The sequence below is a fragment of the Pseudogracilibacillus auburnensis genome, assembly GCF_003201975.1.
Classification (GTDB): domain Bacteria; phylum Bacillota; class Bacilli; order Bacillales; family Amphibacillaceae; genus Pseudogracilibacillus; species Pseudogracilibacillus auburnensis.
Map to the genome: position 1 here is coordinate 397984 of NZ_QJJQ01000001.1, position 15166 is coordinate 413149.

Annotated in this window: 17 protein-coding genes; 16 read left to right on the plus strand and 1 reads right to left on the minus strand. The window is 34.3% G+C overall.

All coding sequences use genetic code 11. The annotated features are described in order from the left end of the window. Position 1: 1 nt before the first annotated feature. From DFR56_RS01830 to DFR56_RS01845, 4 genes are all read left to right on the plus strand, one after another. Positions 2-2179, plus strand: coding sequence for a CD3337/EF1877 family mobilome membrane protein (locus DFR56_RS01830; protein ID WP_110393709.1), 2178 nt, complete (start codon positions 2-4; stop codon positions 2177-2179). 8 nt (positions 2180-2187) lie between these two features. Continuing rightward, positions 2188-3198, plus strand: coding sequence for a bifunctional lytic transglycosylase/C40 family peptidase (locus DFR56_RS01835; RefSeq protein WP_244916413.1), 1011 nt, complete (start codon positions 2188-2190; stop codon positions 3196-3198). Between the two features lie 15 nt (positions 3199-3213). Then, complete coding sequence (locus DFR56_RS01840) at positions 3214-4125, plus strand: conjugal transfer protein (RefSeq protein ID WP_110393711.1); 912 nt, start codon at positions 3214-3216, stop codon at positions 4123-4125. Between the two features lie 271 nt (positions 4126-4396). Next, complete coding sequence (locus DFR56_RS01845; RefSeq protein WP_110393712.1) at positions 4397-4627, plus strand: hypothetical protein; 231 nt, start codon at positions 4397-4399, stop codon at positions 4625-4627. A gap of 326 nt (positions 4628-4953) precedes the next feature. Here DFR56_RS01845 and DFR56_RS01850 read toward each other — a convergent pair whose 3' ends face one another. Then, a complete protein-coding gene (locus DFR56_RS01850; RefSeq protein WP_110393713.1) occupies positions 4954-5181 on the minus strand; it encodes a helix-turn-helix domain-containing protein in 228 nt (75 codons plus the stop codon). A gap of 243 nt (positions 5182-5424) precedes the next feature. On the opposite strand from DFR56_RS01850, the gene DFR56_RS23645 reads away from it, so the two are divergent. The 12 genes from DFR56_RS23645 (at position 5425) to DFR56_RS01910 (ending at position 15129) form a co-directional block, all read left to right on the plus strand. Then, positions 5425-5583, plus strand: coding sequence for an aspartyl-phosphate phosphatase Spo0E family protein (locus DFR56_RS23645; RefSeq protein WP_110393714.1), 159 nt, complete (start codon positions 5425-5427; stop codon positions 5581-5583). A gap of 389 nt (positions 5584-5972) precedes the next feature. After that, on the plus strand, positions 5973-6680 hold the full coding sequence (locus DFR56_RS01860) for a cytochrome c biogenesis CcdA family protein (protein WP_110393715.1): 708 nt from the start codon (positions 5973-5975) through the stop codon (positions 6678-6680). Positions 6681-6734: 54 nt separating this feature from the next. Beyond that, on the plus strand, positions 6735-7310 hold the full coding sequence (gene resA / locus DFR56_RS01865) for a thiol-disulfide oxidoreductase ResA (protein ID WP_110393716.1): 576 nt from the start codon (positions 6735-6737) through the stop codon (positions 7308-7310). A gap of 22 nt (positions 7311-7332) precedes the next feature. Next, positions 7333-9012, plus strand: a complete 1680-nt coding sequence (gene resB / locus DFR56_RS01870; RefSeq protein WP_110393717.1) for a cytochrome c biogenesis protein ResB — start codon at positions 7333-7335, stop codon at positions 9010-9012. After that, on the plus strand, positions 9005-10195 hold the full coding sequence (ccsB, locus tag DFR56_RS01875) for a c-type cytochrome biogenesis protein CcsB (RefSeq protein ID WP_110393718.1): 1191 nt from the start codon (positions 9005-9007) through the stop codon (positions 10193-10195). The genes resB and ccsB overlap by 8 nt, the downstream gene beginning before the upstream one ends. 278 nt (positions 10196-10473) lie before the next feature. Further along, complete coding sequence (locus tag DFR56_RS01880; protein WP_110393719.1) at positions 10474-10695, plus strand: SHOCT domain-containing protein; 222 nt, start codon at positions 10474-10476, stop codon at positions 10693-10695. Positions 10696-10872: 177 nt separating this feature from the next. Further along, the gene (locus tag DFR56_RS23650) at positions 10873-10998 is read left to right on the plus strand and encodes a class I SAM-dependent methyltransferase (protein ID WP_280523434.1); all 126 of its coding nucleotides are present in this window, start codon (positions 10873-10875) and stop codon (positions 10996-10998) included. A gap of 16 nt (positions 10999-11014) precedes the next feature. After that, positions 11015-11143, plus strand: a complete 129-nt coding sequence (locus DFR56_RS23655; RefSeq protein ID WP_280523435.1) for a class I SAM-dependent methyltransferase — start codon at positions 11015-11017, stop codon at positions 11141-11143. A 249-nt stretch (positions 11144-11392) separates the two neighbouring features. Next, the gene (locus DFR56_RS01895) at positions 11393-12307 is read left to right on the plus strand and encodes a F510_1955 family glycosylhydrolase (protein ID WP_110393722.1); all 915 of its coding nucleotides are present in this window, start codon (positions 11393-11395) and stop codon (positions 12305-12307) included. A gap of 34 nt (positions 12308-12341) precedes the next feature. Next, the gene (locus DFR56_RS01900; RefSeq protein WP_110393949.1) at positions 12342-13073 is read left to right on the plus strand and encodes a cytochrome c biogenesis CcdA family protein; all 732 of its coding nucleotides are present in this window, start codon (positions 12342-12344) and stop codon (positions 13071-13073) included. Between the two features lie 9 nt (positions 13074-13082). Beyond that, entirely contained in the window at positions 13083-14471 is a 1389-nt protein-coding gene (locus tag DFR56_RS01905; protein ID WP_110393723.1) for a sensor histidine kinase, read from the plus strand. After that, on the plus strand, positions 14464-15129 hold the full coding sequence (locus tag DFR56_RS01910) for a response regulator transcription factor (protein WP_110393724.1): 666 nt from the start codon (positions 14464-14466) through the stop codon (positions 15127-15129). Before DFR56_RS01905 ends, DFR56_RS01910 begins: the two co-directional genes overlap by 8 nt. Positions 15130-15166: the final 37 nt, after the last annotated feature.

The window sequence follows — 15166 nt, forward strand, 5'->3', positions numbered from 1 at the left end:
TATGAACAAACAAAAACTAAAGAAGATAGTTCTAACGGTGGTACTCATTGGTGCTGCCGTTTTTCTATGTCTTCTTTTACTTGGTACCTTTGCTCAAGCTGCTGGATTAGTTGATGATACGGTATCGGAAGATAATTTGTATTCCAAATATGCCCTTGACCATTACCAACTCGATTTTTATGTGGACACAGGTTGGGATTGGCTCCCGTGGAATTGGAACGATGGAATCGGAAAACAAGTCATGTATGGGCTATACACGATAACAAACTTCATCTGGATTATAAGTTTGTATTTGTCTAATGCAACGGGCTACCTAATTCAACAAGCCTACTCACTCGACTTTATATCACAAACGGCAGATGCCATTGGAAAGAATATGCAAACATTAGCTGGGATTACCGCAAGTGGATTTAGTAGTTCGGGCTTTTATGTTGGTTTTTTGCTTATATTTATTTTAATAATCGGGATTTACGTGGCTTATACAGGTTTAATGAAACGAGAAACGACGAAAGCCATTCGAGCGATACTAAACTTTTTAGTCGTGTTTATTTTGTCTGCGTCTTTTATCGCTTATGCGCCAACCTATATTACTAAAATTAATGACTTTTCTGCTGATATTAGTCAAGCAAGTTTGGACTTAGGAACAAAAATCTTGATGCCTAGCTCTTCTAGTCAGGGAAAAGATAGTGTTGATTTGATACGAAATAACCTCTTTTCCATTCAAGTGGAACAGCCTTGGATGCTGTTGCAGTTTGATGATTCGGATAAAGAAACGATTGGCGAAGAACGTGTTGAAAGCTTGGTTTCTATCAATCCTGATACGAATAACGGACAAGATCGGGAAGATGCTGTAAAAGCAGAAATTGAAGATCATGACAATAAAAACTTAACCATTACGAAGACCACCACACGTTTAGGAATGGTCTTCTTTTTATTTCTATTCAATATCGGGATTTCCATTTTCGTATTTCTTCTATCGGGAACTATGATTTTCTCGCAAATTCTGTTTATTATCTATGCGATGTTTTTGCCTATTAGTTTTTTATTGTCCATGATACCGACTTTTGAAAACATGGGAAAACAAGCGATTATGAAATTGTTTAATGTGATTATGCTTCGGGCTGGAATTACATTGATTATTACAATTGCCTTTAGCATTTCATCCATGCTTTACAGCTTAACGACAAGTTACCCGTTTTTCTTGATTGCCTTTTTACAGATTGTGACGTTTGCAGGTATTTACATGAAACTCGGTGACATTATGAGCATGTTTAAACTGCAAAGTAATGATTCGCAACAAGTCGGACGTCAAGTCATGCGTCGTCCTTACCGAATGTTCAATCGGGGTAATCGCCGATTACAGCGAACAATCGGACGCACGCTTGCAGGTGCAACAGCTGGAGCAACAGTCGGGGCAATGGTTGGAAAATCAAAGCAAACAAAAAAGGGTTCGTCCTCCCCCCTACGTCCATTGCAACGGTTAACATCGACTACAAAAGATAACAAAAAACGTCCAACTGATAGTACGAAACCAACATCTTTAAGTCAGAAAATGGGTCAAGTTACAGGGAAAATGGTTGGTGCGAAAAATCAGTTCCGTGCGAATATAGATCATCGCAAAGAACAACTGCATGATTTACCTACTACTGCCCAATATGCGGTGATGCAAGGAAAAGAGCAGCTTACAAAACCTGCCCGTGATTTTAAAGAAGGTATGAAACAAGCAAAGGAAAAGAGACAAAAAGTAGATGTAGAACGTCAAGCAAAACATCGTCAAACCATTGCAGGTAGACGACAAGCATTGGACAAAAAGCGCACCCCTTCTCGGAAGACTGCCAGTCATGAACGACCAGTCACGCAAAATGTCAATGAATCTGCACATCGGGATAGATTAAAGAACCCAACTGTTCAACAAAAAGAAAAAACAAGACCTGTTACAAAAAACGAGCATATGAAGCAATTCAAATTACAACGACAGTTATCGGATCCAGACAGAAAAAAACATTTTACTGATAATCCTAAACTACCTGTTAAAAAAGAAAACCGATCTCCCAATGAAGAACGATCTCGACCCCAAAATAGTCGGACAATCATCAATCGTCCTTCTAAACCGTTGAAACGTACAAATCAGAAACAAATGAGTAAGCGTCCAATCCATGCTGTTAGGAGGAAACGCTAATGAAAGTCATGAAATTAAAGGTTATGTTAATTGCTGGGGGATTAGGCTTTTTTGCCTTTTTAGGGTTGTTGGCATTTGTAGCCATTTTTATATCAAATGAAGAACATTCATCAGATAGCGTGGATTTTATTTATGATATAGGCGATGTATCGGTCTCCGAAGATGTGTTAAAACATCAGCCAATGGTAGAAAAATATGCACAAGAGTATGGAATTAGTGAGTATGTCTCAACACTACTCGCCATTATTCAAGTAGAGAGTGGTGGAAAAGTTCCAGACGTGATGCAATCAAGTGAATCATTGGGACTTCCTCCCAATTCTTTAGATACCGAAGCTTCAATTAAACAAGGAACTAAATACTTTTCAGATCTATTACGTTCCGTAGAAAAAAATGGGGGCGATATTAATGTAGTCATTCAAGCTTATAACTATGGCGGTGCATTTATTGATTATGTCGCAAGGAGAGGTTCCCAGTACAACTTTGAACTTGCAGAGAACTTTGCGAAGGAACGTTCAGGTGGCAGCAAAGTTACTTACTCGAACCCAATAGCCGTAAAGAAAAACGGCGGTTGGCGTTACCGTTATGGCAATATGTTTTATGTCGATTTAGTGAGTCAATATTTTATGTCACCGCAATTTGATGATGAATTAGTTCAGAGTGTTATGGATGAAGCTTTAAAGTATGAGGGATATCCCTATGTCTTTGGAGGAGACAATCCGAGTACTTCTTTTGATTGCAGTGGACTAACGCAATGGAGTTACCAGAAAGCAGGGATTAATTTGCCCCGAACAGCACAGCAGCAATATGATGCAACCGAGTCGATTCCTTTATCAGAAGCAAATCCAGGCGATTTAGTGTTCTTTCACTCCACGTATAATGCAGGAACATATGTCACCCATGTTGGAATCTACATTGGAAATAACCAAATGTATAACGCAGGAGATCCGATTGGTTATGCTGATTTGACGTCTTCTTATTGGCAAAAGCACCTCATTGGAGCTGGACGTATTAAACAATAGAAAGGATTGAATCTAATGCAAAACTTTTTTAAGAAAAAAGAAAAACAACGGCTAAAAACAAAACCAAAAAAATCGAAGGTACGGACTGTCGGTACACGAAAAAAATCAGTAACTCTTTTATGGATACTACTTCTTGGTAGTCTAGCCTTTGGAATCTATAAAAACTTTACAGCGATTGATCAGCATACCGTTCATGAAAGAGAAATCATTGAAACTAGAATCATAGATACGAATGCGATTGAGAGTTTCACGAAAAATTTTGTGAAAGACTATTACACATGGCAAAACGAAAAAGATTCCATTGAACAATGGACTGAAAAAATCAATGACTACTTGACAGAGGATTTACAAGCATTAAATACCGATACCATAAGAGATGATATTCCTACTAGTTCCAGTGTGAGTAATATTAATATCTGGTCTGTGACACCAGAAAATGATAATACCTATGCGGTTGTTTATTCGGTAGATCAAAAAATTACGGAAGATAAAAGTAGCGAAAGAGTCCAATCCACTTACCGAATCTTGTTACATCAAGATAATACAGGAAACTTAGTGATTACACAAAACCCTACTTTATGGAGCATACCGAATAAATCGGATTATGAGTCACAACAACCTGAAAGTAACGGAACAGTTGATTCCGACACGGTGCAAGAAGTGATTGAGTTTTTGGAAACATTTTTTTCTTTTTATCCGACTGCCACAGATAAAGAGCTTGCCTACTATGTAAAAGATCATGCCTTGCCATTAATTAATCAGGCACATGTCTTTTCTGAATTAATCAATCCTGTATTTCAAGAAAAAGAGAATCAAATAAAAGTATGGGTCACAGTAAAATATTTAGATGAAACAACCAGAGCGACACAATTTTCACAGTATGAATTGATTTTAGAGAAAGACAGGAACTGGATGATTATAGAATGAAAATAATCTAGTACATCTACATGTATAAAAATACACCACTTATTTACTGAAAAAAATAAGTGGTGTATTTTATCATGCTCAATATAAAAAATGATTTTATAATTGCCACCCTAAAGTAATTCATTGTTTTTCATTTGCCAATTTACTTCATACGACTGACAAAATCTTTTTTATCTCCTTTGTAGGCTGACTTTCCGTTTTAATACGCGATATAATAAATGAAACTTTTATACGTATGTGTAAGGAATTGGGCTAATAAAGGAGGGATTATATGATTAAAGATAACGAAAAAGAACGTTTATTAAAGCATGTATTGAATCAAAAATTGTATTTCTCAGAAATAGAAGAAAGACTAGTCAGAGTCACCTTTAGCTTGATGGCGGACAATGTGTACACAATAGACCGCGCTATTCCTGATTTGATTAAAATTATTAATCTCCTTGAGCTCGAACATGAAGCTATCATGCTCGAAATTAATCGTATATTGGAATTATCTAATTAAGTATAACTCGAATCCATAATTTATAAACGTATCAAAAGGAATAAATAGAGCGACAAATTATTCTCTCACAATTATAAAGATTTATCTTAGATCAAAGACTTTTTATCCTTTTACCTTACGTGTTCAGATTCTATTTCTGCACTTAAGTCGGGATATTTTGTCTTGAACACTTTTATGATATTTGCGATTTTACTAAATGTATATTTTTCTACTTCACGATAATGAATCCATATTTCTCTCTCTTCAATTTTCCTATAGAGCGAGGAAATAACATCTTCCAGTGAATTACGTAGAAGCTTCCTTGTGGTACGTCGTCATGGAGTGACTTACTTTGTATCTTCATCTTCTTTAACAATAGAAAAAATTTCATTCATATCTTCAATATCGAGTGCTTGAATAATTTTGTCTAGGTGTTCAAACTGGATTCGCTGCCTTTTTCCATTTGCGAGTTCACTTAATGCGGCTAAGCGAATGCCTGTTTTAACATGAAGTTGAGTAAGAGAAATATCACGATCAGATAATAGTTGATTAATTTGTAACTTAACTTTCTTCATTGAAATAGCTCCTCATAAATTGACTTTACGTTTAAGCGTACATTACAATGAGAAGAGTTCATTACGCATATGCGTATGGAATGCTATTAAGTATCAAATAGTGAAAGCTTAAAGAAAGGAGTCGTTAATCAAGATCCCAACTATAATTGCCGAAAAACTAGGAAATTATTTATCTCAAATAAATGATCTATGTTAGACAGTCACTTGTTTATGACAGAACAAAGAAACAGGAGTAGAGAATTGATGTCAAAAAAAGAATTATGCGTAAAAATTAAATTCTTAAAAACCAGAATGATTAAGACCAGTAATGAAAAGGGCATGAATCATCACTTAACTATACAGATTAGCCAAAAATTAGACAGGTTAATTAATGAATATATGAAATTAACACAAAAAAAGTAGCATTACATAACTTTTTATGTAGTGCTATTTTTTGTGGTTTACATGTTAATTGGTATGTTCTTTTTAGCATGCATTTTCTAATCCATAGGAAGAAAACAACTCTATACCTTAGATAACCGACACAAGAGAGAAAAAATACAAGGTTTACAAGTTGCTGGATAGAAGGTCAGTTCGCAAATACTGGATGTAGCTATGAAAAAAATTGACATTTAGTCGGTGTCAAAAAATGATATTAATGATAACGTTGTTTATTCGATTCAGCCCAAAATTATAAGAATTGCCAAGTTATTTCCGAACAAATTGTGACATTCGTTAATTCTGCATAGTTTCTTGATAATCATTGGTTATCATATTTGAGACAATTAATCTAGAGGCAGGTGAATATTTAATTGGAACAAGTTAACCTATTTTTGGCATTTGGTGCAGGGTTTTTATCATTTTTATCTCCTTGTGCACTACCCTTATATCCAGCTTTTCTTTCCTATCTTACTGGAATGACTGTAAATGAACTAAAAGAAGAACGTGGCATATTAAGAAAAAAAGCGTTTATACATACAATTCTATTTTTATTAGGATTTTCGATTATATTTTTAGCACTAGGTTTAACTACATCTTTTATTGGATCATTTTTTATAGTTTATCAAGGACTATTAAGACAACTAGGTGCTGTATTATTAGTGTTTTTTGGTTTGATTTTAACTGGCGTACTTCGTTTCAAATTTTTACTTTCTGATAAAAAAATTCAGTTTCAGAAAAGGCCGACAGGCTATTTAGGTTCCATATTAATTGGATTAGGATTTGCTGCAGGATGGACGCCTTGCACTGGTCCTATACTCGCAGGAGTAATGGCTCTAGGGGTTGCTAATCCAGGTATGGGGCTATTTTACATGTCATTTTATGTATTTGGATTTTCCATACCATTTTTAATAATGACGTTTTTTATTGATAAAATGACTTTCTTAAAAAAACATGGAAATCGTTTTATGATATTTGGCGGTATTTTAATGATTTTAATGGGAGTTCTATTGTATTTTGATTGGATGAGAGTCATTATTGCTCTATTGATCCCGTTATTTGGTGGATTTACAGGATTTTGATTAAAAATAAAATGAATTTCACCTGGATAATAAACATTTTAGGATGTGATTTATTTGCGTATAGAGAAGGCAAGAGAAAAGAAAAAAGACAGAAAACGGAATCGATTAATTTTCAGGACAATTATTCTAGCAGTATTAGTAGCGGCAGTTGTGTTTGCATTAATAACGAATGCTAAAAAAGATAGCACAATATATAGTGTTGGTGATAAAGCACCTGATTTTCAACTACAGCAAATTAATAAAAATAACGATTTAGAAACAATTCGATTAAGTGACTTTAAAGGAAAAGGGATAATGCTGAACTTTTGGGCGACCTATTGTAAACCGTGTGAAATAGAGATGCCTTATATGGAGGAGTTATATCCGCAATATAAGGATAAGGGTATAGAGATTATAGCAGTTAGTTTAGATGCGACTGAACCCGTTATTCATCAATTCATTGACAAATATGATCTTACTTTTCCAATTCCACATGATAGCAGAAGCCAAGTGTTGGACCTTTATAAAATTGGTCCCATCCCATCAACTTTTTTTATTAACCCCGAAGGAGAAATTGTAGAAAAAGTAGAAGGAGCATTGACATTGGAGCGTTTGGAAGGATATTTTAAACAAATTCTACCTGATGAATGATTAATTAAATGGAGAGATATTAATGAAGAAACTCAAATGTGAATGTGGTCATGTAAATCCTGAAGGAACCGTTCTTTGTGAAGCATGTGGTAAACCGATTGAGGAGAACCAACATATTGACGGGAACGACAAAACAAAATTAATTAATATGCGCTATGATGGTAGTGCTAGAAGATCTTTAACGTATAACAGATCAATCATAGATAAAATATGGAGCTTTTTTTCATCTGTTAAGGTTGGAGTTTGGCTTATCGTTATTGCATTATTCGCCTCAGCACTAGGAACAATCTTCCCCCAACAAATGTATATACCTGCTGAAGCAGTATCACGTGATCCAGCAATTTATTATGAAGCCCACTTTGGAATTCTTGGAAAGATATACTACCAACTTGGCTTTTATGATTTATACAGTTCTTGGTGGTATATGATATTAATTGCTTTAATTGGCATATCATTAGTTATTTGTAGTATTGATAGAGTTGTTCCATTACATCGGGCTTTAAAAATGCAAAAACCAAAACGACATGAAACATTTATTAACAGACAACGACTATATAGCGAATCAACAAATGTTTCAAATGAAGAGAAACAACAAGTGGTTAAAAAACTGGAAAAATTACGGTATAAGGTAAGAAGTGATGATGGACATATATTAGCCGAAAAGGGCAGGTTTTCACGTTGGGGTCCATATGTTAACCATATTGGTTTAATTATTATTTTAATTGCTTCATTATTTCGAATGACTCCATGGCTATATTTGGATGATTATGTATGGGTAAGAGAAGGACAACAAGTAGTTATTCCTGGAACTGATAATAAGTATTATATTAAAAATAAAGAGTTTATATTAGAGAAGTATGATGAAGATGATGAGCAATTTAAAGATGCATTAGAACTAATAGAAAGTAGGGGCGGGGAAGTACACAAAAACTATCAAACGAATGTAATCATTTATAAAAATGTTGATGCAGACCTCCCTGGTGCGGAGCCAAAACTTGAAAAAGTATTGGAAGACAAAGTATGGATGAATAATCCACTTAAATTCGATGGCTACACTTTATATCAGTCAGGATACCAACAAAATGAATTTTCAAGCATGTCCTTTAAAATACATAAAACAAATGACTCCGATCAAGAAGCATTAGAAACGTTCACAATCGATTTAACAGCACCGGAAACTGAATATGAGTTTGAAAGTGGTTTCCGAGTTGTTATGGATAAATACTATCCAGAGTATTATCTTGATGATGGTGAGCCAAGATCTGAGAGTAAATATCCGAAAAATCCTGCATTCGTAATTTTTGTGTATCCACCACAGACTGATAGTCCAGAAATCAACTTTATTGGAATTGGTAAAAACATCGATGCAACCGGTGAAAACAAGTATAAATTAGGCATTGTCGATTTTGAAACACATTTTGCTAGTGGGATGACATTACGTCAGGACTATACATTACCTTTCTTCGGATTAGGAGCCTTAATATTTATGATTGGTGTGGTTCAAGGAATGTACTGGCAACATCGAAGAATTTGGATACACCCTAAAGATAAAAGTATTTTGTTAGCAGCACATACAAATAAAAATTGGTTTGGTATTAAAAAGGATATTGAAAAGGCAATTTCAGATACGGCTATACAAATGGTCATTGATCAGCAAGAAGTAGAAGGAAATGAAAAAAATAAGGAGGGTCATAATGGGTAACTTAGCAACATTTAGTAGTACAATGTTATATACAGCAATTGCATTTTATTCAATTGCAACCATCATGTTTGGTGTAACAATCAAAGATAAAAAGAAACAAAACAAAAAAGGAATGACGGGAACTATTGCAATCTCTATAACAATTATTGGACTAATTGCACAATTGGTCTATTTTATTACACGATGGATAGCAGGTGGACATGCTCCCGTCGGAAATATGTTTGAGTTTATGACATTTTTAGGTTTGAGTATCGTTCTAGCTTTTATTATTATTTACTTTATCTATCGATTAAATATTCTTGGATTATTTGCATTGCCAATTGCGTTAATTATTATTGCTTATGCAAGTATGTTCCCAACAGATCTATCACCTTTAGTACCATCATTACAAAGTCCTTGGCTCTATATCCATGTAACGACTGTTTCCTTATCCCAAGGAATCTTAGGAATCAGTTTTGTTGCTGGTCTTATATACCTGATTAAACAAGTTGATCAGAAGAAACGAAGTAAAAAGAATATATGGTTAGAGCTCATCTTGTTTTCATTAATTGCTTGTGTAGGATTTATTCTTTCGACAATTACATTTAATATATTAGACTATAGTGCAACTTTTGAGTATCCATCAGGTGATAGAACATTAACAGTGGAATATAATTTGCCAGCCATTGCAGGACCTCAAGATGGTGAATTAATTACTGAAGGTGCAAATGGTGCATTGTTTGAGGCACCAGGTTGGTTACAAGGAAGGAATGCTGCCAAAAAATTCAATACTCTTATTTGGTCATTTGCAACTGGGCTTGTACTCTACGGATTAATTCGATTGGTTTTTAGAAGAAGAATAGGGGCAGCTATACAACCGTTACTGAAAAATATTAAGCCTGATCTTGTTGACGAAATAACCTATCGAGCGGTAGCAATTGGATTTCCTCTGTTTACTTTAGGAGGATTAATATTTGCTTCCATCTGGGCGCAAATTGCTTGGGATCGCTTTTGGGGATGGGATCCCAAGGAGGTTTGGGCATTAATCACATGGTTTTTCTATGCAGCATTTTTACATTTAAGGTTATCAAGAGGTTGGCATGGTGAAAAATCATCGTGGTTGGCGGTTATAGGATTTGCCATAATTATGTTTAACCTAATTGTTGTGAATTTAGTTATAGCTGGGTTACATTCCTATGCATAATCTTCTATATCAATATTAAAATAACGTTTTATTATGGGAGGACCGATTACGATTTTTTGCATTGGTAATCGGTTTTCTTGTATCGTCAGTTATTTAACAATATGATATTTAACCCATCATAGGATGAACTAACACAAAATTAATATGCTTTTGACAAGGGCAATATTAATCAAGTTTTTTGTGGGAAAAAATCCATTTTATAATTCCATAAATGCAAACTTTCTTGATAAATAGAAGTTATAATGGATGTATATTGAAAATATGAGAAGGTGTTATAGATGCATATGATGCATGGATATGGATCATTCTTGTCAATGATTATGATGATTATCTTTTGGGTAGGATTAATTAGCTTTGGTATATTTCTAATAAAGAATTTTATTAATGGTGGTAATAAGAAAACTTCATTACAAATTATTCAAGAACGTTTAGCTAAAGGTGAAATAGATGAAACAGAGTATGAGCGGATAAAATCAATAATAAAGCAGGATAGACAGTAGTAATCAATTGAACAAGCATAATAGAAGCTATAAAGAAAAGATATGATAGAATTTCCCCTTTATTAATGTAATGGATCATTTGATACGAGCCACTAAAAGACTTACTTGAAATTTTACAAGGGAATGTATTGAAGGTCGGTGTGTACAGGGGATAATCTTCTCTATTACCCTGCATATGTGCAAGTAACAGGGATTGATTTCAGCCCAAAAATGTTGGGAAAAGCGTATGAAAAAATTGGTAAATCACAGTCGATGATTATATTAAGAGAAATGGATGCACAACGGATAGAGTTTTCCAAATAACATATTTGATTTTGTTATTTCTACATGTGTCTTTTGGTCCGTTCCTAGCCTTGTTCAAGGCTTGAAAGAAATCCGCAGAGTAGTAAAACCTGAAGGGAAAATACTTATGTTAGAACATATGCGTAGTGAAAATTATTTTACTTGAATAATACTTGATTTGCTCAACTCGCTTACAGTCCGAATTATAGGTGCAAATGTAAACAGCAATACAATCAAGAGCATTGAAAAAGCAGAGTCGAAAATTGAAAAACAAAGCTTTCTTATAATATCAATTATGAGGAAACTATTAATATCGCGAAACAAGTAAATCCCTTGTAAATTTTAACAGGCATCAGCATAATTTTTAATCAAAATTAAGACAAGATACTTTATACATTTGGAGGATAAACTTAATATGAAAAGCAAAAACAAAGTAATGATTATTCTAACAATAATTGTCAGTGTATTTGTAGCAGGTTGTAGTAATCAAGACGATAAAGCTTTTGAAGTCCCGTTTGATGGCACTATGGATCACGTACATGGACTAGGTTATGCCGGAAACGATGAAGGACTATATTTTGCTTCACATACTGGATTGAAAATTTACCGGAATGGTAAATGGTTCAAAACGTCAGAAAACTTTAATGATTATATGGGATTTGCTGCAGTTAATAAAGGTTTTTATTCATCAGGTCATCCCGGGGAAGATTCTAACCTACCAAACCCTATTGGATTACAACGAAGTTTTGACGGGGGAAAAACATTAGAAAAGATTGGTTTTGAAGGGGAAAGTGATTTTCACGTAATGGCAGTTGGTTTTAGTAGTCATGATATTATTTTACTTAATGAACAGAAAAACTCCAAACTTGTAGAAGGAATTTATCTTAGTGAGGATAATGGGGAATCGTGGATAGAAGTAACTGCTTCAGGATTGGACGGTGACATCCTTTCCTTGAGTATCCACCCTTCTAACTCGAAATATATTGCTGCTGCTACCAATAGTGGTGTGTATTTATCCAGTGATAAAGGAGGAAATTTCACACTAATCTCAGAACGAGAAGCAGTTGGTACCGCTGTGTTTTTTAATGAAGAAAATTTATATTTTGTTAGTTACGATAAAAATCCTAAATTTGAAAAATTTAATATAGATAACGATGAAATAGAAAATATGTACTTACCAGAATTATACGATGATGGACCAGTATTCATTGCTCAGAATCCAAAGGACACTAAACAGCTTGCAATCTATACAATTAAGGGACAGGCTTATGTATCAAGTGATTACTCGGAAACATGGGAACAAATATTAATTGATAATAGAGTTAAGTAAAAAATATTTATAAATAGTGAGTTGAATTTTTATGTTGTATGATCTTTTTAACCAAATTAGTAGTACATTAATCGGTCCAATTATGGATATCGCAAATGGCTTGGAACATTTACCATTTTTATTTGCCTTTTTTCTCGGAGTAGTGGGGGCTGTTGCACCATGCCAGCTGACAAGTAATGTCAGTGCGATAACGATTTATGGCAATATATCATTGGTAGACAAGGTTCCTTGGTTGCATGTATTGTTTTTTGTATTGGGGAAGATCGTTGTATTCTCAGTTCTAGGTATTGTAATTTGGCTTTTAGGAAAAGAGGCATATAGTACGCTATCACAAATCATGCCCATTTTACGAAAGATGATAGGTCCATTACTCATCATCATTGGATTATTTATGATTGGACTATTTAAATGGAAGAAAACATGGCGTATTTTCAATTTACCAACAAAGGTATTTAAAGATAGTTATATGGGTAGCTTTTTGATGGGTGTAAGCTTTACGTTAGCCTTTTGTCCAACGATGTTCGTGTTATTCCTATTAACATTGATGCCGATTGTGTTGATTACTCCATATGGAGTAGTCCTTCCAGCAGTGTTTGGAGTTGGTACGTCTCTTCCACTATTGATTGTTATATTTTTAATTTGGTATTTTGGTGCTAGTGGTGCAATATTAAAAAGAAGTAAAAAAATAGGAGCTATCACCCAAAAGATCGCTGGTGTGTTACTTATGATTATTGGTATATTGGATACACTTACTTATTGGTTATAGAGGTGTACTATGTTTAATAAATTATCATTTAAAATTGGATTACTGTTCTTTGTGTTTATTCTAATCATCGAAACCTTTTTATTTTTTATTTTATACGCAAACCTAGCAAATAATCGGATCGAAGAAGTTATGAATAGCTTATTGGCACGTGGGAATACACATCGTGATGTTTTGGAGGATCATTTTGATCAACCAACATTAGAGCATGTTGGAATTATGGAATCAGCATCTGAATTTATCGTCATCATTACAGATGAATATGGAGATATTATTATTTCATCTGACCCAGTAGAAGAGGACATGATGGATGTAGTAAACCATATTAATAACGATGAAATACCTACAGAAGGTAAAATCGTTGATGATCAGTGGAATGAAGGAAAGTATATTGCGACAGATAGTCCAATTACAATAAATGGCGAACATAAGGGACATGTGTTTATGTTTGCAAAGACAAGTTATGTAATAAGAGCGGTTGATCAGCTTAGCAACCAGTTTTTAATTGCTAGCCTCGTTACTGTTGTATTAACAATTGTTACAATATTTATTTTATCTAGGTTTATCGCTCATCCTTTAATAAAAATGAAAGAAGCGACAGAACAATTAAGTAAAGGAAATCACAATGTTGAGCTCCATACAGAACGGAAAGATGAATTAGGTGAATTAGCCAATTCTATTACAAAGTTATCGCAAGACCTAAAAAGATTGAAAACGGCCAGAAATGAATTTTTAGCAAGTGTATCACATGAACTTAGGACACCACTAACATATATTAAAGGATATGCCGATATCATTAATCGCCCAGATACGTCTGAAGAAGAAGTAAAAGAATATGTTGATATAATTCGAGAGGAGACAGAGCAATTAACGGTATTAATTAAGAACCTATTTCAACTAGCTAAAATAGATCAAAATAATTTTCTAATTAAACGAGAACGTGTGGAACTATGTGAATTTCTCCAAAATATAATTGAACGTATCCGGCCAGTATTGGCTGAGAAAAAAATATTGCTTCATGTGGATTGCCCTAATGAATTGATAGTTTTTATTGATCCGGAAAGATTTCAACAGGTATTAGTAAATATTTTGGATAATGCGAAAAAACATTCTGATGGAGGCTCAAAAATTTCTATAGAGGTGAAACAGACTAACCAGCATATCACTATTACAACTATTGATGAAGGAGAAGGTATTCATGAACAAGATCTACCATATATCTTTGACCGATTATACCGTGTAGAAAAATCACGCTCAAGACAAAGTGGTGGTGCTGGGCTAGGGCTTTCCATTACGAAGGAAATTATTGAATCCCATGATGGTAGTATTGAGGTACAAAGCGAACCAGGAAAAGGAACGAGTGTGATTATTAAGTTGGTAAGGGGGGACCTAAATGAATAAAGTTCTTATCGTTGATGATGAGAAACGAATGTTGGATCTGATTGCATTATATTTACGTCCACATAATTATGTTTGTCAAAAAGCACAAGGGGCCAATGAAGCATTGTCATATATAGAGGATGAAACATTTGATATTGTTTTACTGGATATAATGATGCCTGAGGTGGATGGGTGGGAATTGTGTCAAGAAATTAGACGTGTTTCCGATGTCCCCATTATCATGTTAACTGCACGTGACCAACGAGATGATATTATAAAAGGGTTGCAACTAGGCGCCGATGACTATATTACAAAGCCATTTAATGAAGATGAATTATTAGCTAGAATGACAGCTATATTACGTAGAAGGGTTCCAAAGGTTCATGTTGAAGTAAATGGTTTACTGTGGAACAAGGAGAAATTCAATTTAACTTATAAAACTGTCCCAATAAAATTAACGCCTAAAGAATTTATTATGATTGGTCATTTTATGAAAAACCCAAATCAAGTATTTGCAAGGGAACAATTAATTGATTTGATTTGGGGATTTGATTCAGAAACGGAGGGTAGGACGGTTGATTCTCATGTACGGAATATGAGGGATAAAATTCGTCAATCAGGCTTTCCAATTGATGATCACTTTAAAACGGTATGGGGTGTTGGTTATAAGTGGGTGTGAAAAGATAGGTTTTACAAGTTGTAACTTTTTCTACACA

What these genes read in the sequence shown, in the direction of transcription:
- DFR56_RS01830 (WP_110393709.1), top strand. Translation starts at nt 2, where the DNA reads ATGAACAAACAAAAACTAAAGAAGATAGTTCTAACGGTGGTACTCATT.
- DFR56_RS01835 (WP_244916413.1), top strand. Translation starts at nt 2,188, where the DNA reads ATGAAATTAAAGGTTATGTTAATTGCTGGGGGATTAGGCTTTTTTGCC.
- DFR56_RS01840 (WP_110393711.1), top strand. Translation starts at nt 3,214, where the DNA reads ATGCAAAACTTTTTTAAGAAAAAAGAAAAACAACGGCTAAAAACAAAA.
- DFR56_RS01845 (WP_110393712.1), top strand. Translation starts at nt 4,397, where the DNA reads ATGATTAAAGATAACGAAAAAGAACGTTTATTAAAGCATGTATTGAAT.
- DFR56_RS01850 (WP_110393713.1), bottom strand. Translation starts at nt 5,181, where the DNA reads ATGAAGAAAGTTAAGTTACAAATTAATCAACTATTATCTGATCGTGAT.
- DFR56_RS23645 (WP_110393714.1), top strand. Translation starts at nt 5,425, where the DNA reads ATGTCAAAAAAAGAATTATGCGTAAAAATTAAATTCTTAAAAACCAGA.
- resB (WP_110393717.1), top strand. Translation starts at nt 7,333, where the DNA reads ATGAAGAAACTCAAATGTGAATGTGGTCATGTAAATCCTGAAGGAACC.
- ccsB (WP_110393718.1), top strand. Translation starts at nt 9,005, where the DNA reads ATGGGTAACTTAGCAACATTTAGTAGTACAATGTTATATACAGCAATT.
- DFR56_RS01880 (WP_110393719.1), top strand. Translation starts at nt 10,474, where the DNA reads ATGCATATGATGCATGGATATGGATCATTCTTGTCAATGATTATGATG.
- DFR56_RS01895 (WP_110393722.1), top strand. Translation starts at nt 11,393, where the DNA reads ATGAAAAGCAAAAACAAAGTAATGATTATTCTAACAATAATTGTCAGT.
- DFR56_RS01905 (WP_110393723.1), top strand. Translation starts at nt 13,083, where the DNA reads ATGTTTAATAAATTATCATTTAAAATTGGATTACTGTTCTTTGTGTTT.
- DFR56_RS01910 (WP_110393724.1), top strand. Translation starts at nt 14,464, where the DNA reads ATGAATAAAGTTCTTATCGTTGATGATGAGAAACGAATGTTGGATCTG.